The organism is Cyclobacterium sp. L-R (assembly GCF_056859355.1).
The window spans coordinates 33517-56989 of sequence record NZ_JBSXOH010000056.1; the positions used below are offsets into that span (position 1 = coordinate 33517).

Consider the following 23473-nt stretch of genomic DNA (forward strand, 5'->3'; position numbering starts at 1 on the left):
AACCTAAATGAAGCTAAGCTCGAAAGGAAAATCATTAAACAATACCTTGTTAACTTTGGCATTAATCCTGTTGGTTGTCTTGCCAGGTTGCAATAATAAATCCTTTGAGGATAGTGAGCGAAATATAGGACAATGGCCAGAACCAACTTCTGAATCAAAGCCATGGGCAAGATGGTGGTGGATGGGGAGTGCAGTAGATAAGGCAAACCTTAATTATCTAATGCATGAATACAAGCAAGCAGGAATTGGTGGGCTAGAAATAGCCCCAATATATGGTGCAAAGGGGTTTGAAAGTAAATTTTTAGATTACCTTTCTCCCCAATGGATTTCTATGCTTCACCACAGTATAGCTGTTGCAGATAGTTTAGACATGCAAATTGATTTGACCCAGGGTACGGGTTGGCCTTTTGGAGGAGAAATGGTGACTCCTGATATGGCCGCAAAGAAAATGCGCATTCAGCAATACAGTTATTCTGAGGAAAAAGGACTTGACCGGCCTATTCTAATTGAAGAGAAAAATATTAAGGGAAAAGCGCATTATTTACATACCCTAATGGCCTTCCAAGAGGGCAAGACACCTGAAAACCTAACAAATAGGATAGGAGAAGATGGTAGCCTAAGTTGGGATGGCAAGGGTGATTGGGGATTAGTGGCTGTATTTGAAATCCAAACTGGTCAAAAAGTAAAAAGGGCTGCACCGGGTGGACAAGGTTTTACATTAGATCACTTTTCCAATGCTGCTGTTAAACAATATTTAGATCATTTTGACAGTGCTTTTAACAAGGATTTTCCTGGAATCAGGGCTTTTTATAACGATAGTTTTGAAGTTTATGGATCTAATTTTACCGGAGAATTCTTTAATTATTTTCAAGCCAAAAGAGGGTATGATATTAGAAATCATTTAGACAAATTGGTTTCTGAAAACACAGATGAAGAAGTCAGTCGCCTAAAATCTGACTATAGAGAAACCATTAGCGATATGCTATTGGAAAACTTTACCATGCAATGGTCTGACTGGGCGGGTAGTCATCAGAAGTTAACAAAAAATCAGGCCCATGGATCTCCGGGGAATCTTCTTGACTTATATGCGGCTGTTGATATTCCCGAAGGGGAAACGTTTGGTTCAAGTTACTTTCCTATTCCAGGAATCCGCAGAGACAGTTCGGATATCAGAAATGTAGATCCGGATCCTATTATGTTAAAGTTTGCCTCTTCGGCAGCTCACCTTACAGGTAACAAACTGGCTTCCACTGAAACATTCACTTGGTTAGGAGAACATTTTAAGTCTGCTTTTTCCCAAGCCAAACCTGAGTTGGAGCAAGCATTTCTAGCTGGGATCAACCACATGTTTTACCATGGGATTACTTACTCTCCTCAAGAAGTAGCTTTTCCTGGATGGCTTTTTTATGCCTCATTGAATTTAAATACCCACAATAGCTTATGGCCACATATCAAAGGCTTTAATGCTTATGTTCAGCGGACACAATTTGTCTTGCAATCTGGAATGCCTGACAATGAACTGCTGGTTTATTGGCCGGTTTATGATGTATGGGCAGATCCTGAAGGGTTAGGCAAAACACTAACCGTACACGGAATTGATGAATGGCTTCATCCTACACCATTTTATAAAGCATCAAAATCGCTCATGGAAATAGGGTATGGAGTGGACTTTGTTTCTGATGCATTGTTGAATACTTTAAAGGTGGAAGGCAATACCCTTGTTGGGGCAGGTGGTAAACATAAGATTTCAGCGATAATAGTTCCGAAAACAGCCTTTATGCCAGTGGCCACGCTTCAGCGCTTATTGAATTTAGCAGAAGCTGGCGCCCATGTGGTTTTCCAGGAAAAACCTGCTGATGTGCCAGGCTTTAAAGATTATGCTTCCAGAAAGAATACCTTGGACAATTTGTGGGCAAGTATCCAATTCAAATCAAAATCCAACAGAAGTGAGGCTGATTTTGGGGAAGGTAAAATAATAGTATCGAATGAACTTCCTGGAGCATTAGTGTCTCTAGGACTTAAGAGGGAGAAACTAACCGATTTAGGACTGAAGTTTATCAGGAGAAGTTTAGGAGAGGATAAGTATTATTACCTGGTTAACCATACATCGAAAAAAGTAAGTGAAATGGTTTCTTTTGCAACGGAGGGAAAAGCGGCGATTTTGATGGATCCTGAACAAGGAACGGTTGGTTTGGCTAAGATTCAATCAGGTAAAGAAGAAACGAAAGTTGCCATTTCCCTATCTCCCGGACAATCTATTATTGTTCATGTTTTAAAAGAATTGCCTAAAGAAGAGCTGCTCTCCTGGAAATACGAAGTTTCTTCCCCTGCGATTATAGAGATGGACAATGCATGGCAGCTGACCTTTAAGAATGGTGGACCCATCATCCCATCCGATCAGCTTTTGGAAAAGTTAATGCCTTGGACCGCTCTTAGTGGAGATGGGTATGAGGATTTTTCAGGACAAGCCCTATATGAGAGCTCCTTTGAACTCGAAAGTTTGAAAGAAAACGCGAAATATATGCTAGACCTCGGTAAGGTGCTGGAAAGTGCGAGAGTCTGGGTAAATGGCAAGGAAGTAGGTTATGCTTTTAGTATTCCTTTTAGGTTAGACATTAGCAATTTTGTGAAGGAAGGTGAAAATAAACTGGAAATTGAAGTCGCCAACCTAATGGCAAATCATGTCAGGTACTTGGATAGAAATGAAATCTTATGGAGAAATTACCATGAAATCAATTTTGTTAATATAGATTATAAGCCTTTTGATGCGTCAGGATGGGCAATTATGCCCTCTGGGCTTGTTGGACCAGTCAAACTTGAAGTACATGATTATTAGCATGTTTTAATTAATTTGTTACCTTATAATGAGAGTATTTAACTTTATTTATTAAATTTATTGACCACCTCCTTTGCGGATTTGTATCGAAAGCCAAAATAACCTGACCCATGATTGAAGTGAAGCCTCTGATTCGTCTTGATGAAAATTCCAGGATTCCCAAATACCAGCAAATTGTAAATTCTATCATTGAAGATATCGAAAGCAGTTCTCTTTTGGTAGGTGATAAGATTCCGTCCATCAATGAAATTAGTGAAGAACACTATTTATCTAGAGATACTGTAGAGAAAGCCTATAACCAATTGAAGGCTAAAAAGATTATCCTCTCTGTAAAAGGAAAAGGGTATTATGTAGCCAAAAATATTTCTACCTCAAAGGTAAGGGTATTGTACCTATTGAATAAACTCAGTAACTACAAGCTTAAAACCTACAATTCTTTTATAGACAGTATGGGGACGGACGCTCAGGTAGATTTAAATATTTACCATTGTGATCCAAAACTATTAAAAAACATACTTACCGAGAACAAGGGTGCTTATGATTATTACGTACTGATGCCTCATTTTAAAGATGGTGAAAATGGCCATTATAACTTTGATGAGGAGATCATGAAATGTGTAAAAGATATACCTTCCGACAAACTCATAATAATGGACAACCAGATTCCTGAATTAGGGGATAACGTTGCTTCCATTTACCAGGACTTCAAAAAGGACATTTACAATGCCTTGATTGAGGGGATTTTTCAAATTCAGCAATATGATAAACTAATGTTGGTATATCCTACTGATATTCTTTACCCTTACCCTAAAGAAATATTGAAAGGCTTTCAGCAATTCTGCAGTGACTTTGAGTTTGATTATGAAATTTTGGATAGAGTTTATCCCGAAATGGAATTGCGTCCAAAGGATGCTTTTATTGTAATTGAAGAAAATGATTTGGTCAATTTAGTAAAACAAGTCAGGGAGCAACTTTATGAACCGGGTAAAGAGATCGGAATAATATCCTACAATGACACCCCATTAAAGGAGCTTTTGGGCATTACTGTAATCTCCACGGATTTTAAATTAATGGGGGAAACAGCTGCTTATATGATCAAAAAGAACAAAAAAGAATCCGTTAAAAATATTTTTAAATTTATTAACAGAGGCTCTATTTAAAAGGGTTCTATCAGCATGCTGAAATGCTATTGCTATTGATGTCCTTTTACCCCAATATAAACAATCAATTAACAACGTTTCAAAATCTTAAACTGTAAATCAGAAGAGATTATTTGATTACTTATTTCTATGGAAAAAAGCAAAAGTTTGGTAGACCGTCTCAATGCGGTCAATGAATATGAACAACAACCCATTCCCAGTAATAAATTAAAAGGCTGGAGAAGTTTTTTAGGCACCTATGCAGGTGAGCATACCGCCGGAACGGAATTTGTAATAGGACCTTTGTTTGTCGCACATGGAGCCAGTGCTATTGATTTAGTAACTGGCTTATTATTGGGTAATATATTGGCAGTGTTAAGCTGGGCCTTCCTGACGGCGAAGATTGCTGTGAAAACCAGAGTAACCTTGTATTATTTGTTGGAGAAAATCGCCGGTAAAAAGTTTACTTTACTCTATAATTTGGTAAATGCTGGTCTATTTTGCTTTCTAGCGGGCTCTATGATCGCGGTGTCAGCAACAGCTGTAGGTATACCTTTTGATATGCCCATGCCACAATTAACAGACATATATCCCAATAATATAGGTTGGGTATTGACAGTTTTTGGGGTTGGTGCCATTACCACCTTGATTGCTATGTTTGGCTTTGATCAGGTTTCAAAGTTTGCCATGGTAGCTGCTCCTTGGATGATTATGGTATTTATTGCCGCAGCATTGGCTGTGTTACCTAGGTTAGGAGTTACAGATGCCGGGTCATTTTGGTCTGTTGCGGAAAGTACCATCTGGACTGGAGTTCCTTTGGAAGGGCAGAGTAAATTCGGTTTTTGGCACATTTTGTTTTTTGCCTGGTTTTGTAATATGGCCATGCATATTGGTATGGCTGATTTGTCATTGCTTAGATATGCCAAGAAATGGGAGCAAGGATTTTCCTCTGCAACAGGTGTGTTTTTAGGGCATTTTATTGCTTGGATTGCCTCTGGTATTTTATATTCCTTATTCCTTATTGAATCCAAAGGGAGTCTTACTTTTGCACCAGGTCCAATTGCTTATGGAGCTGTAGGTGCTGCAGGAGCCATTTGCGTTGTAATCGCTGGCTGGACCACGGCCAACCCCACACTGTATAGAGCAGGTTTGGCAATACAGTCTATCAATCCTAAATGGAAAACTTGGAAGGTAACGCTCTTTGTAGGTTTATTCACTACAATTGCTGCCTGCTTCCCAGGCTTGGTAATGCGCTTGCTGGAATTCGTTGCTTTGTATGGTCTAATTCTGATGCCTGTAGGGGCGGTAATATTCATTGATGTTTACCTGCTTGAAAAATTAGGACTTAAATCCAACTATGCAGCGGTTAAAGGCATACAACTTAATTGGTCAGTAGCCATTACCTGGTTGGTTACCTTGACTTTTTGTTTGTTGTTGAATTTACTACTAGGTATTGAAATTTTCTTTCTTGGGCTCCCAGGTTGGTTTGTAGCTGTTTTGGTATATGTTATTGCAAGTAAATTGAATCAAAGGAAATGAAACTTTTATTGAAAATTATATCGTTCGTAGGCTTGGGATTAAGTATAATACCCGCCATTTTAGTGTTTGGAGGTCAAATGGAGTCATCCACTTGCAAGCAACTTATGTTTATTGGTACAATTTTATGGTTTGTTACTGCCCCAAGCTGGATGATAAAAAAAGAATCTGTAATAGAAGAGGAATAGGGGTTTTTGTGATTGATATCGGAATATTGATTTAGATAAATTGTGGTTTTGCATAATTTGGTAATAGAATAATTCAATATTGCAAAATAAAAGTTTTTGATTTCGGATAGTAATAATTAAATTAGTTAATCTTTTATAATTAGTTTAAATAATACTTTCCTAATGAAATTCAGGGACCTACGCATTTGGATATTCATTTTCGGTATTATGCTTCTAATAGGTGCCTACCTATACCAGCATTCCAAAACCAATCAAAGCCAGCTTGAATCTCAGGGTATCAAGGCAATATTTCTTGCCAAACATAATTTCCTTGATTCTTTTTACAATTATCACGTCCAATTAGAAGGGTATTTTAAAAGAAATTTTTATACCTGGGGAATGGATACAGAGAAGGAAGCCGCTTCTCGTATGGTAAGGATGATTGATAGAAATCCTAAATTTGGCATTGAGAAGATTCAGAACTTTAAGGATGACCAAAGTCCAGAACCGCAACTTTTTGCTGAGGACGGCATTTCATTGATTCAAAGGGATACCTCTTATTTGATTCATGTGAAAGGGTTTAGGTTTTTTCTCAATGACAAAACCAAAGAAGGGAATCTTCCTAAATTAAATTATTCTTCATTAATGGAAAAAATTAATGAAGAACTTAGCAATGCTCAAATTCAGGATGTCCTATCAGGAAGAGCATTTGAAATAGACCATTCAGTTTCCGTACACAACCTAATGGTAGGGAATGTTCAAAGCCTGTTTTTTGACAGGCTTTTTATTTTAGATCAAACAGGCAAGGCCATTTACCCTGGGAATCTTGCAGGGCTCCCTGTCGTAAATGTTGATTCTTTGAATCATGAACAGTCTGTAGGGGAAAGACAATTGGATTTACAGGTGTCTGGAAAGGAATACAAAGGTTTTCTTTCGCCTGCAGTAATTGGAGATCAAAAGTTCTATTTGCTTGGAGCCAAAGATAAATCAAGGTTTGAAAGTGTTGCGCTTAAAATAAACTTTAAGGTCTTAAGTGCTTTTTTAACCCTATTGATTTTAGTGTTTGTATCCATTCCTATCATAAGCATTTTCAACCTTGGAGATGGGGATGTTTTGACTAAGAAAAGAGTGATGGGATTGGGGCTGTCCTTAATCTTAGTAATGGTGATACTGGGTTTCTTTTTCTTTTCACTCTTTCAAAATTACGAAAGTGAGTCTACTTCTGAAAACAACCTTCACTATGTAAAATCTGCTTTTAGTTCTGAAATTCAACAGTTGATTGAGGGACTTGAAATATTTAAGGAAGAAATTGACAACGGTCAGATCCATACCAACCAACCAGAAGATGCACATCATAATGAATTGGATGTAAATGAGTTTTTGGAGTTCGATTTAGAGGGAAATATCCTGAAAATGTTGATACCACAATTGACAAGTTTTGAAGGACCGATTGATTTTGGGGATTTTCCTTTCGTTTCTATCGCAAATAGAGATTATGTACAGGAAGTCCCAGAATCAGAAGAGGATTATTTTATAAGTGCACATTCCTCAAAATCTACAGGAGACTTGGAAGGTGTTATAAGTAAAAGAGCCGGGGATAATGGTTTTGCTTTGACATTTCATTTGGGTTCATTGGTTCCTGAGATTAGCAAAACCCGGAGATTCTTTGTGTTTAAGCCTGACGGCAAGGTTTTATTTATAAGTAAAAAGGTAAACATTCCAGTCAATTTTCTTCAGGAAGGGATAGGGGAAGAAAAATGGCAAGAGATCAAAACCTTAATAGCCAATAATAAAGATGCAGCAGACGATAAAGTATGGAAGACACCTATCTATGTCAACGGTTATGAATACCAAGCGCTATTAAGTCCTGTTTCTTCGGCTTCATTCGTGGCCGGAAACTGGGTGCTTTACCTGGAGGATACCAACCTTCAACACGCTTTGCATTCTCTGGCTTCCCTTGAGGGTATAGCTGTTTTTGTCCCCTATCTATTGATATTGGGATTACTGGGGCTTTTGACACTGGTTACACAGAAATCAAGTATTTACTTAGCTTATGAGGATTTTTCATTTGCATGGTACAGTCCATCACCTAGAAAGAGGCTTTGCTTTCTCTGGTTAAACAGTATGCTTTTGCTTGATATAGTACTTTTTCTCATTATCTACCTATTTCTACCATTAAGTATATTTAAAATTTTTCTATGGTCTTCACTTATTGCCATTCAGTCAGGAACATGTAATTTTCTTCTTTTGGCTACTGTTGGGAAAGATGGGGCAAAGAAAAATATTAACGCTTTTTTAACAATAGTCTTTCTTTTGTGGATTCTGATGGCCATTTTATTGGGTTATCTTACCTCATTGAGCCACAGTGGTACAGGTTATTTTATTTTTACTATGATCTTTTTACTGATAATAGCAGGCATGCAAGTATTGTGTTTCTACCTTTATCAGACTCAAAAATTTCCTTCAGTTCGTTTTAGTCAATGGAAGAGAACAAAGGAGCTATTCAAACTACATCGAAAATTTGCAGATTTCTGGACCAAATTGACAGGTTCACCTGTTGATAAGCGTGTGTTTGCAATTAACCTTCTCTTATGGCTGATGATTGTTGGGTTTTTACCTGGCTATTTTATTCATCGCCAAATATTTAATCAGGAGAAAATTATCTGGGAATATGTGGGTAAAGCTAAAATAGAAACTGAAGAAGAAGCCAAATCTATTCCTGAGGTGTACATGAACTTGATTAAAATTCATGAAGAATTCAGGAGGAATAATTTTGGGAGATTTTCCAATCAAGATGATGAGCTGATCACCGATTTTATAGCCGCTCCACAACAGGCATTGGTAGAAGCCTTCAATACCACACCAGGAATAAGCTATGGGAAACTCAATCAAAGTATAGGTTTATGGGAAATCATCAGATCCAATATTATATTTTTAATAGTATTGTTGGTGGTACTTATCTGGTTTTTCAAAATGATAATGATTTTAGGGAATAAAATCTATCTCATTGATTATCACTTTACAAATTCTTTTGATCTACTTCCTAAGGGGGCGGATAAACAAAAAAATAGTTTTATTATAGGGGTAGATGCAGCTAAGTCCAGGGATTGGATTTTAAAACAATTTGCTTGGGAGCCTAATGAGATTCTTTTGGCAGAACTATCGGATGGTGAAGGGGTGGTATTGCCTGAATTGGAAGATGGGCACAAAGGAGTTGTGCTAGAAAATATTCATTGCCTTGGCGATACTGAAAAGTTTTTGAATACCATTGTGGCATTTCAAAAGAAATATGGAGGGACAGAATTAAGATTGTTTGTTACTTCAGGAAGGCCGCTTCAGGAAATTTTACCCAGTAAAATGCCTATGCAATCCCGTTTGCTGATCACTGAGGTTTTTTCGGAATACCTTTTTCAATACGTTCCAATAGATTTTCAAAACCAGAAAATTACTCTTCCTTATTTTGGTAAGGATTTTAAATCTCTAGATGAGCAAAACAAGGCTATTTTTGAGTCAAGGATGAAGTGCAAGCTGTTTAATGACGAAAAGACGCATGAGCTAGCAGTAGAAATTGAATATGGTCCTAATTCCAAACCTATCGCATCGCTTATTACTGAGGAGATTTCAAGGGACAATTTGGGCATGTCCTTGTCTCAAGAAAGGTATGAGAAATGCATTCTTTCTATTCAAAGGTACAATAAGGCTTATTATATGAACATCTGGGCTGAATTGAGCTTAAAGGAACGCAAAATGGTGTATAATTATGCTACTGAAGGGTTTATAAATTTTTTCAATAAAGAAACAATGACCGCCCTTATTCAAAAAGGCGTGGTGAAGATGAACCTGTCCAAGGACAGCCTGGTATTGTTTTCAGAAAGTTTCAGGAATTTTGTATGTGTTTATGTAAGTGATGAAGATGTGGCTCGATTTAAGCAGGATGAAAGCAAATCTGGAAACGCAAGGATGATACAGGCAGCCGTTTTCAGCTTTGTTTTAATTTGTATTGCATTAATCAGTTTTTATGACCCAAATATTCTTAATGAAACTTCAGCCTATATTACTGGTTTTCTAGGTGTTTCAGGTACTATTTACAGTCTTTTGGCAAAAGGGTTCGGTAAAAACACTCCTTCTGAAAGTCAGTAAATCTTTAAAATCATTTTTTTTTGGTACTTTAATTGTTAGATTTTAAGATATCACATAATGTTGCAATATAGTGTTTGGTCAATTTTTTAACAAAAGGAATAATCTTCTGTCTTATATTTTTTATTATGCTATTTATTATAAAAAAGTACAAAAAAATTGTGTATTCTTAACTGATTATATACATTTGAAAAGAAAGTTATTTATGATTGACTACAAACTCTACAATATGGGATAAAACTCTACGTTATTTAAATATCTGTTTTATGAGTATAAGGTTAGGACCTAAAGACAGTGAATTAATTTCACAATATAGGAATGGTAGTGAGATTGCCTTTGAAAGGTTGGTCGATAAATACAAGACTAAAGTCTACACTACAATTTTGATGATAGTAAAAGAGCAGGGTGTTGCAGAAGATTTGCTACAGGATGTATTTGTAAAGGTAGTCCAAACACTCAATTCTGATCGCTATAACGAAGAAGGAAAATTCCAACCATGGTTAATGCGGATAGCCCATAATTTGGCTATTGATCATTTTAGAAAAATGAAACGCTACCCTATGGTGGTAATGGAGGATGGGTCTAATGTTTTTAATACCTTACATTTTGCCGAACAGAATGTAGAGGATATAAAGGTAAAGGATGAGACCTGTGCCTTGGTCAGGCAATTGATCGAGGAATTGCCTGAGAGTCAAAAACAAGTATTGATCATGAGGCATTATATGGATTTAAGTTTCCAGGAAATAGCAGAGCAAACTGGAGTCAGTATAAATACAGCCTTGGGAAGAATGCGATATGCGCTTATCAACTTACGAAAGAAACTTAAACAAATAAATATTGCCTATGACCAAATCTTTTACGACAAGTGACCTGATAAGGTATATTTATCAGGAGATGGAGGAAGAGGAGAATGATCAATTGGTGCAAGTCTTGCAAGATGACCAACAGCTAATGCAAGAATACATCGATTTGCTTAGCACAATTGAAAAATTGGACATTGTCCTAACCGAACCTTCCGATAGCATTATTAACGCCATTAAGAAAAAGGCCCGGTCCAAAGGACTGGAAAGAGTATAACACCAACAACAATATTTTTCCTGTCGTTTAACAAAAACGACAGGAATTTTTTTTGCATTTAGCCTGTTCAATCCGGATAAGGATAATATTGTCTAATTTTGTACAAAGAAAATAATAGAATGAGCTGAGCATTTTTTTGAAAAGACGGTATATGTGGCGAATCATACAGTTTTATTAAAGAAAGTGCATCTGAAATGTAAGGCTATTGTCTATTGCCTATTTCGGGTTTAATATTTCTTTTTAGAAATTTACCCCATTTAGACAATAAGGGTATTAAAGTAAATGACTGTCATGCTAAAAAAAGAAAGGTATCAGGCCTTTGTAGAACATTTTTCAGAAAACATGCCTGTGGCTGAAACTGAACTTAAGTTTGAATCAACTTTCCAGTTGCTCGTTGCTGTTGTATTGAGTGCTCAATGCACCGATAAACGGATAAATATGGTAACACCGGCACTTTTTAGAGACTTTCCCACACCTGCGCATTTGGCGGCAAGCGATTTTGATCAATTGTTTCCTTATATCAAGACTGTTTCCTACCCAAATAATAAAACCAAACACCTTTTAGGTTTGGGCAAAATGCTGGTGGAAGATTTTAACTCGGAGGTTCCTGATACAGTCAATGAACTTATAAAACTTCCAGGGGTAGGAAGGAAAACAGCCAATGTAATTACCAGTGTGGTATGGAACCAACCCAATATGGCTGTAGATACCCATGTGTTTAGGGTTTCAAAAAGGCTGGGATTGGTAGCCCAAAAAGCCAAAACTCCCTTGGAGGTTGAAAAGGACTTGGTCCGTCACCTACCAAAAGAAGTAATTCATAAGGCCCACCATTGGTTAATTCTACACGGGAGGTATGTGTGCCTTGCAAGGAAACCTAAATGCCAGGAATGCAGCATCACCGCAATTTGTAGGTATTATGAAAAAAACCAGAAAAATATCGACTTGGAAGAGGTGTTGAATAAAAAGACGCCTTCCAATTAATGTGTGGGGTTCATTTGTTGGTAGATAGGTCCGCTACAAATCAGGATGCCATCAACAAAATGGTCGAAAGCTGTACGCATCGAGGACCTGATCATAGGCAGATAATAGAAATTTCGGATGGAGTGTTCTTGGCATCCAATCGACTCAAAATCATGGATCCAAGGGATGAAGCCAATCAGCCTATCACCAATGAGGATAAGACGGCTTTTTTATCATGGAATGGCTTTTTGTACAACTTCCAGGATTTGAAAAACCAACTTCTCGATGAAGGTGTGATTTTTAAAACCCGCTCAGATGGAGAAGTATTGTTTCAATGGTTGCAACAAAAGGGGAAAGAAGGGATCCAAGCTTTGGAAGGGATGTTTGCCTTTGTGTATGTAGATATAAAAGCCAGCGAGATTCTGATGGTAAGGGATCCTGTAGGGATGAAATCCTTGTTCTATACCCATAAAAAAAATAGATTGATCTGTTCTTCAGAAGCAAAATGCCTGACCCAGGCTATTGAAGACAAACCAATTCTGAATTCTGAGCAAATATTGCCCTATTGGTACTTGAGAACTTCCCTTCCTTCATCTTCGTTCTTTACAGATTTGAATGAAATATTGCCGGGCCAAATTGCAATATTTGGACTTGATGGTAGCAAAAAGAAATCTTTAAAAATCAAGGTAAAAAGCACAGTTAAGGGTAAAATTGAAAGTCCTAATCAAAGCCTATTCAAGCAATATTTAACGGAAGCCGTTCTTAAACATTTTACAGCAGATGTTCCAGTGGGCATGGTGCTTAGTGGAGGTGCAGACAGTTCCCTTTTGTATCATATTTGGTTTAAAGAAATGGGGATTCCATTGCCGACTTATACCATTGGATTTGAATCACCCTACCCTAAGAATTTCAAGGATGCGGAATATGCAGCAGAGCTGACCAAGAAATATGGCGGAGGTAATCAGGAAATTAAAATTGGACCTGATTTCTTTTTACAATCCTGGGATGAATATCTGTCTCAATTGGACCAGCCAGTAGGAGACAGTGCAAGCTATCTTACCTGGGCGATTGCCAGAGAAGCCAGAAAAAATGTAAAAGTGTTGGTTAGTGGTGTTGGGGCAGATGAGCTATTTGGTGGATACAATAGACATATAGCTTATAAAAGTTACCTAAGGAGACCTCAATTTTGGCATTGGTCAGCATTGTTTTTTCAAAAAGCACCGTTTTTCAATAGGAGCCAAAAGAAATTTTTGCAGGGAATTCATAAGAATCCTATTCGTACATTTATTAATTTTGCGGCCCTTAGTCCTGTACCTGAAGCTTTGGGTGAGTTTTTGGAAACCCAGTACCCAAGGGAAGGAGGCGATTTCAAAAGGGCATTGACTTGGGATCAACAAATGTATTTGGTTCAGGACTTGCTGAAGATTCATGACAATGCATGCATGTCTCAAGGAATTGAAGGTAGGGCTCCTTTTCTAGATTGGCCATTGCTGGAATTGAGTAATCAGATGAACAGTGAGCTATTGATAAAAACAACACCAAAATCCTGGATAAAGGAGCTATTGGTGGCTGAGGGATTGGGAAACATTGCCAAAAGGGAGAAATCAGGTTTTGGTCTTCCTATAAAAGAGTGGTTTATTCATCATGCTGGTTTCAGAAATAAGCTATGTTCAGCAGTTAAGGACTTTGGGAAAAAGTTTGGGGATTTGATTCCTAATGAATGGCAGGGCTTATTGAAATGCCCGGAAAACCATATTCATGCACATTATTTGCTTTTATTTAATGTGTTTCTTCTTTCCGAATGGATCAATAAAAACACCACATGAGAATAATTTATATCCATCAATATTATCTGAGACCTGAACAAGGGGGAGCCGTGAGGTCTTATCACCTTTCTCAGGGGCTCTCGAAGGAAGGATGTACGGTGGAGGTGATTACTGCACACAATGAAAAAGCCTACGAATTACGCAAAGATGGGAAGGTAAATGTACATTACCTTGCAGTACCTTATGAGGCTGATTTCCCAGTGTGGAAGAGAATTCTGGCGTTTTACCGGTTTTATAGAGAAGCGAAAAAGTTAATTGAGAGTCTGCAATCTCCCGATGTGTTTTATATATCCTCTACACCACTTACCACTGGATGGATTGGTGTTTGGGCAAAAAAGGCTTTGGGCATTCCATTTGTTTTTGAAGTTAGAGATCTCTGGCCAGAAGCGCCTATTCAGGTTTTAAAAATCAAAAGCCGAATTATTCAAAAACTTTTGTACAAGATGGAGGCTAAAATTTATCAGGAGGCTGATAAAATTGTGTCACTTTCCCCTGGAATTCAAAGCAATATAAATTCTCGCTTTCCGGATAAGAAGTTGGTTTTGATACCCAATTTTTCTGATAATTCATTTTTTAAACCCAAGTTTACCCTAGATGAAAAAAGAGATTTTGACAAGCAGCCATTGACATTTTTGTATTCAGGAGCTATAGGAGAAGTCAATGGGCTTGATCAGTTTCTGGATTTGGCTATTGAAGCTAAGAGATTGGCTAAAAACTGGCGTTTTGAAATGATGGGCAAAGGAAATGCACTTACCCATTTAAAGGAAAAAGCTTTACAATTGAAGCTTTCCAATGTGGATTTTATTCCTTTTGGCGACAAATCTGCAGTCAAAAGACAATTGGAGAAAGCTGACTTTGCCTACATATCTTTCCTACCCTTGACAGCATTAGAAAGCAGCAGCCCAAACAAGTTTTTCGATGCTTTGGCTATGGGTTTACCAACTATCGTAAACTTCAGAGGCTGGATTTATGAACTTATCTATAAAGAGGAAATTGGATTTTTTCACAATCTTTCCGATATCAGTTTATTGATAAAGGAATTGGACAAAGTGGAAAGCAACCCTGTCCGGCTCCAGCAAATGGGGCAGAGGGCCAGGAAAATTGCTGAAAGAATATTTGATAAAAAGGAAGCCCAACGAAAGCTATTTGATTTATTGAATTCAGAGCAGCATTGGCCTTAAAAATCCTCTTGGATGCTTTATTATAGTCTTCTTGGTTTATAGCCTGAGTTTTTGAAAATTAACTGCGCATCATCTTGTTCCATCAATTCTGTTAAGCTCAATCCATTTTTTTCCTTGTAGTCATCTACTATGTTCCAGCCTGTCCATCTTCCAATTCTACCAGGTGCGTCAGGGCTGATTTCATCAGTAAATGGCGCTTCACCAGTATATTTTCTAATTACAAATGGGTTTGTTTCGAATAACAATTCATTTTCAATAAAATGCCCCCAAATCATTTCTTCGTTTGCATAACTGCCAAGAATTTCCTCCGTTTCATAGCCTATGATTAATTCATCGGAAGTACAAGGCAATATGGTTTTAGTGAAGTGATAGGATTTTCCATAATAGATCATTTCAGCAAGAAGGCTACGGTCTGTTAACTTGGTTTTATTAAACTGAGAAGAGATGGCCGTTACTATAGTCGGAACAAGATGAGCCCTGTTGTACCTTTTTAATATATAATTGGGTAGGTCTACAGGCTGAAATTTGTGGTCTTCGGGCAGAAAATAATCTAAGCCTATTATTATTACCTCATCTGTGACGATTAAATCGCTTCCAAAACCACTTACAAAAGTATAAACCGTCGGTATCTTATAATCGGGATAATGGTATTTGATACCGGCAAAAGCATTTTCTAGCTCAGTTTTTATATCACTTATGTCGCCATATATTTTTTTCACCTCCTGATACAGTTCTATCATTCCACTGTCTTGATGGATCAATAGTAATTCCTCAGCAAGCTGTTCTTGGTTTTCCAGGCCAATGTTAGCAAACATCGCTTTCGAGAATTCCGGGTATGATTCCAGATTTGCCAATATTTTTTCTTTTGTAATGTTTTCAAAATACAAATTCTCCATTCTAATAATGTCAATGTAGCTAAGGTTATCCTTATAGCCTGAAGGAAGCTCACATTGTTCATTAGATTGGTTACACCCAAATAGGAAGGCTACTGGTAATATAACAGGCAGTAGAAATTTGAATTGTTTCATAGCTGCAAAGTTAGGTAATAGCGATTAATATGTTTAACAATTCAGGTAGATCCTTGGCTTGAATTTAAAAGGAATAAATTCCCTTGTCAAGGACTGAGTTGGTACTTATAAAAAATGTGGACTATTGATTAATTTCGCCTTTTTTGAGGCAATTTCTTATTAGAATAAAGAGCTGAGTAATGGTTTAATTTTAATTTTTTTTAAAATATTTCAAACCAAAAGTATTTTAACTGGTTTGGTAATCAATGAATTGAACCAACGAAAATTTAAACCAATTTTAATCATGTACACAACAATTAAGAAAAATCAAAAAATATTTGGCTTGGTCTTATCAGTGTTTATGCTTTTTGTCATAAGCTGTTCGGAAGATGATCCTAAGCCTATGAAATCTGATGATAAAAATCTTGTTGAGCTGGCCATAAGTGATAGCAGGTTTACTACTTTGGTGGCGGCAGTTCAACGAGCTGGTTTGGTAGATGCACTGAGTGCTAATGGGCCATTTACAATTTTTGCCCCTACAAATCAGGCCTTCATTGATGCCGGAATAACTGATGTTAGTGCAGTAGAAGTAGATGTTTTAAAAGATATTTTAATGTATCATGTGGTACCATCTGAAGTTCCATCTTCTGCAGTAAGTAGTGGAGGTGTAGCCTCTTTGGAGGGGGCTCCATTTTTTGTAAGTATAACTGTTGATGGAAAAGTTTGGATCAATGGCAATGCTCAGGTTATAGAAACAGATCTCGAAGCAACCAATGGGGTAATTCACGCTATTGATAATGTGATTATGAAGCCAAGTATGTCAATTGCCGGTATTGCTACCGATTACACACAAGGAGCTACGCCTGAATTTACACAGTTAGTAGGGGCCTTGTCAAGGGCTGACCTAGTAGATGCTGTAAATGGTGGGTTTAACGAAAACTTAACAGTATTTGCACCTACAGATGCTGCTTTTGCTCAATTGTATGATGATCTAGATGTTGCGGGATTTGAGGAGATACCCCTTGAAACGTTAAAAAATGTGCTGATGTATCATGTGGTTCCAGCAAGAGCTTTTTCTCAAGACTTAAGAGATGGAGCAGAATTGCCTACCCTACTTACCAATGAAACCTTGGCCGTGAACTTAGTTGATCTACAAATAGAAGATGCCAATCTAAATACAGATCTGTTGAATATTCATGCAACCAACGGAGTAATTCATGTGATTGACAAAGTAATGCTGCCATAATTTAATTTATTAAAGGGTTTAATTCTTAAAACAGTGGTCCAATGGCCACTGTTTTTTTTATGAAAACAAATCCCAGGCCCCAAGACATTGGCAAGAAGTAAGCTTAGTTAACTCATTAGTATTGCTATGAAGAGATCGAAAATAGTAATGGTTGAATGATTTACAAAAGATTCCTAACCCAATAGTGATTCCAAAGCGGTGAGCATTAATAGAAAACACATTATTTTTGAATTCTCAAATGATATTTAAGAGATCAAACATATTATTTTGCCTTTAATGGGCAAAGCTTGTCCCTTAAAGAAAGGATTAATTATCTTTACAGTTGCTTTACGGTTAAAATTATGAATAACCTAATTATTCATGTCAGATATAGGTGTGAGTAATGTGGCGAAGCTGTATGGCCACCAAAAAAAATTAGATATGATTTCTCCAAGACCAATGAGCCGTTTTAGGTTCCGATATGTGATGTTTTTTCTTATGGTCATGTTGTCTATTAACGCATTGCCTCAATCTATAGAAGACATTTCCTCTATAAAAGTCGATGATCTAAGTGATCAGCAATTGCAACAATTGGTTGATAGAGCTTCTCAAGCGGGGCTTTCTGAAGCAGAGTTGTTGCAAATGGCCCAGCTTAGAGGTGTGCCGACTTCAGAGATTGAAAAGCTAAGAGAACGATTGAGTGGAATGGTGTTAATGGATGGTCAAGGAATAGGGACTTCTTCTTCAAGTAGCTCGAGGAACCCAAGAAGACAATTGGACTTTAATGAAATTACCAGAGGGATGATTCCCCCTCAGAGTGATTTGGAACAAATGGACATTGACCAACTTCCTTATTTCGGAATGGACCTTTTTTATAATAAGAACAGAAGGCTGACTTTTGAACCCAATCTAAATCTTGCCACCCCAAGGAACTATGTTTTAGGGCCTGGAGATCAGGTTTTAATTGATGTTTATGGACAGTCAGAAACCTATTATGAAACACCAGTAACTCCTGAAGGCCAAATCTTGTTGGAGAATATCGGACCTATAAGCGTATCCGGCTTATCACTTGATGAGGCTACTAAAGTAATTAGAAATAGGTTATCCGTATTTTATACAGGATTAAAAGGCAATAACCCCAATACTTTTTTACAAGTCAATTTAGGAAATATAAGAACCATAAAAGTCAACTTGGTAGGAGAAGTCAGGTTGCCAGGTACTTTTACCATAAGTGCTTTTAGCAATGTTTTCAATGCTTTGTATGCAGCAGGTGGTCCAAATGCCAATGGGAGTATGCGAAAAGTGAAATTGGTCAGAAACCAAAAGGAAATTGCCGAAATAGATCTATATGACTTTTTAATAAATGGTGATCCCGGAGTAAATGTTACTTTGCAGGATCAAGATATTATTTTAGTGCCTCCGTATTTGGCAAGAGTTAGTTTAGAAGGTGCAGTGAAGCGTCCGAAAGTTTTCGAAATAAGAGGAGAGGAAACTTTCGCCGATGTGTTGAAATTCGCTGGAGGCTTTACGGATAGGGCCTTTAAAGAGAAAGTTGGAGTGACAAGGATGACCAATAAGGAGAAGGCTGTATCAGATGTCTACAGTGACCAATTTTCAATGTTTTTAGTAAAAGGTGGAGATCATTATAAAGTAGGTGAAATTCTTGATAGGTATACCAACAGGGTTCAGGTGAAAGGAGCTGTATTTAGACCTGGAAACTATGCGTTTGAGGAGGGGCTTTCTCTTACCAAACTAATAGAGAAGTCAGAAGGGCTTAGAGGAGAGGCATTTTTAAAAAGAGTTACCATTTTAAGGACTAAAGAGGATCTAAGTACCCGAATGATTCAAGTTAACCTTGGCGATATAATGGAAGGAACTGCTCCCGATATTCCTATTGCAAGAGAAGATGTGGTTCATGTACCTTCGATTTATGAAATTAAGGAGGAAGTATATGTGAAAGTAAGTGGGGAAGTGTTGGTTCCCGGTACCTATGCTTATTCTGAGGACATGACCTCTGAAGACCTTATATTGATGGCGGGAGGACTGAAAGAATCCGCATCAAAAGAAGATATAGAGATAGCAAGAAGGGTAAGTGGTCAAGGAGGGCGTGAGTATGCCGAAATCATCCCCATTGCTATGGGAGAAGACCTAGGGCTTTCAGAAAATCCCAAAACGTTACTTCCCTTCGATCATTTGATAGTAAGAAGGAAGACCAATTTCAGTCTTGAAAGGATAGTAAAAATTGAGGGACAGGTAAAAGCACCAGGTGAATTTGCTATTACTCAGGCAGAGGAAAGGATTTCCAGTCTGATCCAACGCTCAGGTGGGCTTACAGCATTTGCCTATCCAAAAGGAGCAACACTTATTAGAAGAACGGAGTTTTTCAAAAATCAATCAGAAATCGTAAGAAACAACAACAACTTGCTTAATCTTCTTGAAAGACTAAATAAAGACAATGTGGAACCTAGTGAGGCACAAAGACAGATGATTGATCGGATTAACAGATACCTTTTCGGAAGTAATGATTCGGCAGAAGTTGAGATGGACCAATCTGTTATAGAAGCCAGAGAGAGGTTATTGAATGATATATCTGCTACAAGAGAAGGGATAAACCCAATTCAGTTGAGAGAAACTGAGGCTGTAGCCATCAACCTTGAGGCCATTTTGGCAAATCCAGGTTCTAAATACGATTTGATTTTAGAAGAAGGGGATATATTGAGCGTTCCAAGGGAGTTGCAAACGGTGAGGTTGAGAGGAGATGTAATATACCCTACTACTATTAGGTTTGAGAATTTCAGGGGCTTAAATTATTATATCAATAAGGCCGGAGGGTTCAATGTCAGGGCAAAAAGAAAACGGACCTATGTAATATACGCTAATGGAGAAGTGGCAAGGACTAAGAATTATCTTTTCTTTAATGCCTTTCCAAAGGTTGAACCTGGATCAGAAATTATTGTTCCTACAAAAGGTCCAAAAATTCCTATTAGGCCAGGAGATTTGGTAGGTATTACAACTGGCTTGGCTACTTTGGCTTTGGTCATTACTCAGATTTGGAATTAATTATGGGGGAAAACCGACACATATTGGATGATAAAATCACTTTAAAAGAGCTGGTTCATCGTTTGCAAAACTGGTTGACTATTTATAAAAAAAGGTGGAAAACATTAGTCGCTTTTGTGCTTATAGGAGCGGTTTTAGGGGCGCTTGTTTCCATTCTCAAAAAACCTGTTTATCATGCTGATACCACCTTCGTCCTAGAGCAATCTGACATGGGAGGGATGGGAAATATTTCAGGCCTTGCTTCAATGCTAGGAATAAATTTAGGCTCAATTGGAGGAGAGAGTGGACTCTTTAAGGGGGACAATATAATGGAACTCTATAAGTCAGAATCCATGCTAACCAAGACCTTGTTAAGGCCTTTTGATCCCATTTCCACTGAAAGATCTGGTAAGTTGTTGATAGAGAGGTATATTTCCTTTAATGAACTTGATAAGAAGTGGGAGGATGAGGTTGACTTTAGCTCGCTGGATTTCACATTACCACGATCTAGTTTTACTATTCAGCAGGACAGTGTTCTGAAAGAGGTGGTGAAAGAGATTAAAAAGCGGAATTTATCCGTAGAAAAACCTGACCGCAAACTCAATATTATCAAAGTAACGGTGGCTAGTAAAGACCAGGCCTTTTCTAAAAGCTTTAATGAGAGTTTGGTGGCAACGGTTAATGACTTTTACCTTAAAGCAAAAACAAAGAAAACTGCTGAAAATGTAAGTGTCTTACAACATCAATCAGATAGTGTAAGAAAAGTTTTAGATGCTAAAATAAAAGCGCTTGCAATTTTTCAGGATAGGGTTCCCAATCCAAATCCATTGCTTAAGGAGGGAATGGTCAATTCCAAAAGCATACAGATCGATATTCAGGCTTCGGCAGCAGTTTATGAAGAAATAGTTAAGAATTTAGAGATAGCTAAAATTAATGATAGAAACAATACTCCTTTAATCCAAATTATTGATCAGCCTAGGTATCCATTAGAGATAGCTGAAATAAAACTGACAGTTGGAATTGTCTTTGGCGCATTTTTATTTTTTATAGTAGGGTTTGTGTGGATTTATTTGAATACACTTTATATAACACACCTTAAGCCTTGAGTCTTACCTATAATTATGTCGGATAAGCCCTCTCAATTACCTTATATCTATTTGTTTAGGCATAAGTCATTTTTAAATTTAATCTTTTTATTTTTAATCCAATCCTCAAATATCCTGGTTTCAATTATCGCGATGCCTATATTGATTCGGGCAGTAGGGGTGGAAGAATTTGGAAGGATTAATCTTGCCTTTTCTGTTGTTCTATTGTTCAATGTGCTTGTAGGTTTTGGCTACAACCTAAGTGCGCCCAAAAATATTGCCCTTAATCAAGGTAACCTCAATGCCCTAAGTGAAAAGGTTTCAGAAATACTTTGGAGTAAGCTGTCGCTTGCGAGCGCTTCTCTACTGCTCATAGCTGTTCTTGGATTTTTTTGTGGTTATTTTGAGGATTTCTTATTGATTTTATGGTGGTCTGCCATTTTGCTTTTTAGTGAAGCCACCAACAGTGTCTGGTTCTTTCAAGGAAAGGAACGACTCCATTGGGTGTCAGTTGTTAATGCAAGTACTAAGTTGCTTTATTTGCTATTGGTGTTTTTGTTTATACAAAGTGCAAACGAGAGTTATTTAGCTAACTTTTTCCTAGGTTTAACAGCCCTTGCTGGGAATTTTGGACTCCTGTTCTTTGTACATTCCAAGATGAAGATTCGATTGGTAAGGCCTAAGCTTTTGAGGATACTTCATTCCTTGAAAAACAATGTTTTGTTGTTTCTTTCTAGCCTTGCCTCCCACATCGCCATTAATGGAGGCCTTATTATATTAAGTTTTTTTGCTTCAGCAGCTGTTTTGGGACCATATAGCATCGCTGAGCGAATAGCCATGGTGTTGAGAATGGCCCCGGTTTTAATCAGTCAGGCTATTTTTCCAAGAGCTAGTATTCTATATTATGAAGAGAAAAACAAATTTTTCTCTTTCCTTGCCAAGGTGGAATTAGCGACACTATTGATAGGTTTATTTATTATAGTATTCATTCAAGTGTCTGCCCCGTATATTGTTCAGCTAATTGCTGGGGAAAATTTAGAAAACGCTGTGCTTTTTCTTAAAATTCTATCATTTATCCCCTTGGTTTCAGGGCTCAATTTGGGCAATATGCTAATCATTTTGGTCACCGAAGAAAAGAAAGTCCTTTTTAACTCAACTTGGGTTTTTTCAATTTACATGTTGACAGCTTCCCTTATTCTTACGGAATATTATGGAGGAGTTGGTCTTGCTGTGGCACTGATCTCTACAGAAGTTGTCATGTTTGTCATTACCGCCATTCTTCTGTACAGAAAAAAGCCATCCACCGTTTCTCAATTTTACCATGCACTATTCAGTAGCCGTAGTTATTCTTAATTGGAATGGCTGGGACTACACCCAGGCATGCATTGACTCGCTTATTAAGGCTGGTGTCCCTGAAGGGGATATCATTCTTGTGGACAATGGATCCACGGATGGCTCGATTTCGAATCTCCAAAAAATGTACAATTCTGTAAACCTATTACAAAATAAAGTCAACGAAGGTTTTACAGGAGGAAACAATATTGGTATGCAATATGCCTTGAATAGGGGGTATGAATATATCATGTTGCTTAACAATGATACTTTGGTGGCATCCGGGTTTTTAGATCTACTGGTGGGAGAAATGGAACTGTCACTAAATTTGGCAGCCATTCAGCCATTAATCTATTATATAACACCCAAGTCCGAGGTTTGGAATGCCGGAGGAAGGTATCATAGTTGGCTGGGTTACTCTCAAACCAATTACCAAGTACATAGCCCAAAACCTTATCTTACAGAATGGATCAGTGGCTGTGCAATTTTGGTCAGGTCTGCTGTCCTGGAGAAAGTAGGCTTGTTCGATAATAATTATTTTGCCTACTTTGAGGATGTAGATTGGTCTTTAAGAATGAAAAAAGGAGGCTTTGAACTAAAGGTACATCCCCAGTCTATTATCTATCACGAAGCAGGTGCGGCTTCTAAAAGTGAGACCAAAGGAAAGGAAGGTTTTTTAAATCCCAAAGTTCATTTTTTGAACGTGAGAAACCAGATTTTTCAGTTGAGAAAGTACTGTTCACATCCTAAAAACTGGCTTGCCTGGCCTTTTCATTTTTCAAAATTTGGCTTGTACATCGTTTATTTTCTGATCAAAGGACGCCGAAGCAAAAGCCAGGCGGTGATTAATGGAATTGTGGAAGGATTGAAAACAAGATTGAATATTAGTAAATGATGGCTCTACTATTGTTCATTATTGTGGTTGT

The 23473-nt window shown here is 37.6% G+C and carries 15 protein-coding genes; 14 read left to right on the forward strand and 1 reads right to left on the reverse strand.

What is annotated here, in order from left to right; genetic code table 11:
- Window positions 1-7 precede the first annotated feature (7 nt).
- The 9 genes from AC13EX_RS07180 to AC13EX_RS07220 all read left to right on the forward strand — a co-directional run bounded on the left by AC13EX_RS07180 (window position 8) and on the right by AC13EX_RS07220 (window position 14859).
- On the forward strand, window positions 8-2836 hold the full coding sequence (locus AC13EX_RS07180) for a glycosyl hydrolase (RefSeq protein ID WP_482892130.1): 2829 nt from the start codon (window positions 8-10) through the stop codon (window positions 2834-2836).
- A 110-nt stretch (window positions 2837-2946) separates the two neighbouring features.
- Window positions 2947-3996 carry a GntR family transcriptional regulator gene (locus AC13EX_RS07185; protein WP_048641979.1) on the forward strand — a complete coding sequence of 350 codons (1050 nt, stop codon included), beginning with the start codon at window positions 2947-2949 and terminating at the stop codon, window positions 3994-3996.
- Between the two features lie 129 nt (window positions 3997-4125).
- Complete coding sequence (locus tag AC13EX_RS07190; protein WP_482892131.1) at window positions 4126-5514, forward strand: purine-cytosine permease family protein; 1389 nt, start codon at window positions 4126-4128, stop codon at window positions 5512-5514.
- A 347-nt stretch (window positions 5515-5861) separates the two neighbouring features.
- A complete protein-coding gene (locus AC13EX_RS07195) occupies window positions 5862-9818 on the forward strand; it encodes a hypothetical protein (RefSeq protein WP_482892132.1) in 3957 nt (1318 codons plus the stop codon).
- A gap of 263 nt (window positions 9819-10081) precedes the next feature.
- Complete coding sequence (locus AC13EX_RS07200; protein WP_482892133.1) at window positions 10082-10684, forward strand: RNA polymerase sigma factor; 603 nt, start codon at window positions 10082-10084, stop codon at window positions 10682-10684.
- Window positions 10659-10892 (forward strand): hypothetical protein, encoded by a 234-nt coding sequence (locus AC13EX_RS07205; RefSeq protein WP_048641984.1) that lies wholly within the window; start codon window positions 10659-10661, stop codon window positions 10890-10892. The genes AC13EX_RS07200 and AC13EX_RS07205 overlap by 26 nt, the downstream gene beginning before the upstream one ends.
- A gap of 291 nt (window positions 10893-11183) precedes the next feature.
- Window positions 11184-11873, forward strand: coding sequence for an endonuclease III (gene nth / locus AC13EX_RS07210; protein ID WP_482892134.1), 690 nt, complete (start codon window positions 11184-11186; stop codon window positions 11871-11873).
- Window positions 11873-13678 (forward strand): asparagine synthase (glutamine-hydrolyzing), encoded by a 1806-nt coding sequence (gene asnB / locus AC13EX_RS07215; protein WP_482892135.1) that lies wholly within the window; start codon window positions 11873-11875, stop codon window positions 13676-13678. Before nth ends, asnB begins: the two co-directional genes overlap by 1 nt.
- Complete coding sequence (locus AC13EX_RS07220) at window positions 13675-14859, forward strand: glycosyltransferase family 4 protein (RefSeq protein ID WP_482892136.1); 1185 nt, start codon at window positions 13675-13677, stop codon at window positions 14857-14859. The genes asnB and AC13EX_RS07220 overlap by 4 nt, the downstream gene beginning before the upstream one ends.
- A 20-nt stretch (window positions 14860-14879) precedes the next feature.
- On the opposite strand, the gene gldB is transcribed toward AC13EX_RS07220, so the two are convergent.
- The gene (gene gldB, locus AC13EX_RS07225) at window positions 14880-15887 is read right to left on the reverse strand and encodes a gliding motility lipoprotein GldB (protein WP_482892137.1); all 1008 of its coding nucleotides are present in this window, start codon (window positions 15885-15887) and stop codon (window positions 14880-14882) included.
- 283 nt (window positions 15888-16170) lie between these two features.
- Between gldB and AC13EX_RS07230 the strand changes: the two genes are divergently transcribed.
- The 5 genes from AC13EX_RS07230 to AC13EX_RS07250 all read left to right on the forward strand — a co-directional run bounded on the left by AC13EX_RS07230 (window position 16171) and on the right by AC13EX_RS07250 (window position 23442).
- A complete protein-coding gene (locus AC13EX_RS07230; protein ID WP_482892139.1) occupies window positions 16171-17112 on the forward strand; it encodes a fasciclin domain-containing protein in 942 nt (313 codons plus the stop codon).
- 360 nt (window positions 17113-17472) lie between these two features.
- Window positions 17473-20151 (forward strand): SLBB domain-containing protein, encoded by a 2679-nt coding sequence (locus AC13EX_RS07235; protein WP_482892140.1) that lies wholly within the window; start codon window positions 17473-17475, stop codon window positions 20149-20151.
- 23 nt (window positions 20152-20174) lie between these two features.
- Window positions 20175-21236: a Wzz/FepE/Etk N-terminal domain-containing protein gene (locus AC13EX_RS07240; RefSeq protein ID WP_482892142.1), complete on the forward strand. Its 1062-nt coding sequence runs from the start codon at window positions 20175-20177 to the stop codon at window positions 21234-21236.
- A 15-nt stretch (window positions 21237-21251) separates the two neighbouring features.
- Window positions 21252-22568: an oligosaccharide flippase family protein gene (locus tag AC13EX_RS07245; protein WP_084011738.1), complete on the forward strand. Its 1317-nt coding sequence runs from the start codon at window positions 21252-21254 to the stop codon at window positions 22566-22568.
- Window positions 22537-23442, forward strand: coding sequence for a glycosyltransferase family 2 protein (locus AC13EX_RS07250; protein WP_048641990.1), 906 nt, complete (start codon window positions 22537-22539; stop codon window positions 23440-23442). The genes AC13EX_RS07245 and AC13EX_RS07250 overlap by 32 nt, the downstream gene beginning before the upstream one ends.
- Window positions 23443-23473 lie beyond the last annotated feature (31 nt).

Bases quoted from the DNA above. Each gene is read 5' to 3' on its own strand.
- AC13EX_RS07190 (WP_482892131.1), top strand. From the start codon at position 4,126: ATGGAAAAAAGCAAAAGTTTGGTAGACCGTCTCAATGCGGTCAATGAA.
- nth (WP_482892134.1), top strand. From the start codon at position 11,184: ATGCTAAAAAAAGAAAGGTATCAGGCCTTTGTAGAACATTTTTCAGAA.
- AC13EX_RS07230 (WP_482892139.1), top strand. From the start codon at position 16,171: ATGTACACAACAATTAAGAAAAATCAAAAAATATTTGGCTTGGTCTTA.
- AC13EX_RS07235 (WP_482892140.1), top strand. From the start codon at position 17,473: ATGTCAGATATAGGTGTGAGTAATGTGGCGAAGCTGTATGGCCACCAA.
- AC13EX_RS07195 (WP_482892132.1), top strand. From the start codon at position 5,862: ATGAAATTCAGGGACCTACGCATTTGGATATTCATTTTCGGTATTATG.
- asnB (WP_482892135.1), top strand. From the start codon at position 11,873: ATGTGTGGGGTTCATTTGTTGGTAGATAGGTCCGCTACAAATCAGGAT.
- AC13EX_RS07205 (WP_048641984.1), top strand. From the start codon at position 10,659: ATGACCAAATCTTTTACGACAAGTGACCTGATAAGGTATATTTATCAG.
- gldB (WP_482892137.1), bottom strand. From the start codon at position 15,887: ATGAAACAATTCAAATTTCTACTGCCTGTTATATTACCAGTAGCCTTC.
- AC13EX_RS07250 (WP_048641990.1), top strand. From the start codon at position 22,537: ATGCACTATTCAGTAGCCGTAGTTATTCTTAATTGGAATGGCTGGGAC.
- AC13EX_RS07200 (WP_482892133.1), top strand. From the start codon at position 10,082: ATGAGTATAAGGTTAGGACCTAAAGACAGTGAATTAATTTCACAATAT.
- AC13EX_RS07245 (WP_084011738.1), top strand. From the start codon at position 21,252: ATGTCGGATAAGCCCTCTCAATTACCTTATATCTATTTGTTTAGGCAT.
- AC13EX_RS07220 (WP_482892136.1), top strand. From the start codon at position 13,675: ATGAGAATAATTTATATCCATCAATATTATCTGAGACCTGAACAAGGG.
- AC13EX_RS07185 (WP_048641979.1), top strand. From the start codon at position 2,947: ATGATTGAAGTGAAGCCTCTGATTCGTCTTGATGAAAATTCCAGGATT.
- AC13EX_RS07180 (WP_482892130.1), top strand. From the start codon at position 8: ATGAAGCTAAGCTCGAAAGGAAAATCATTAAACAATACCTTGTTAACT.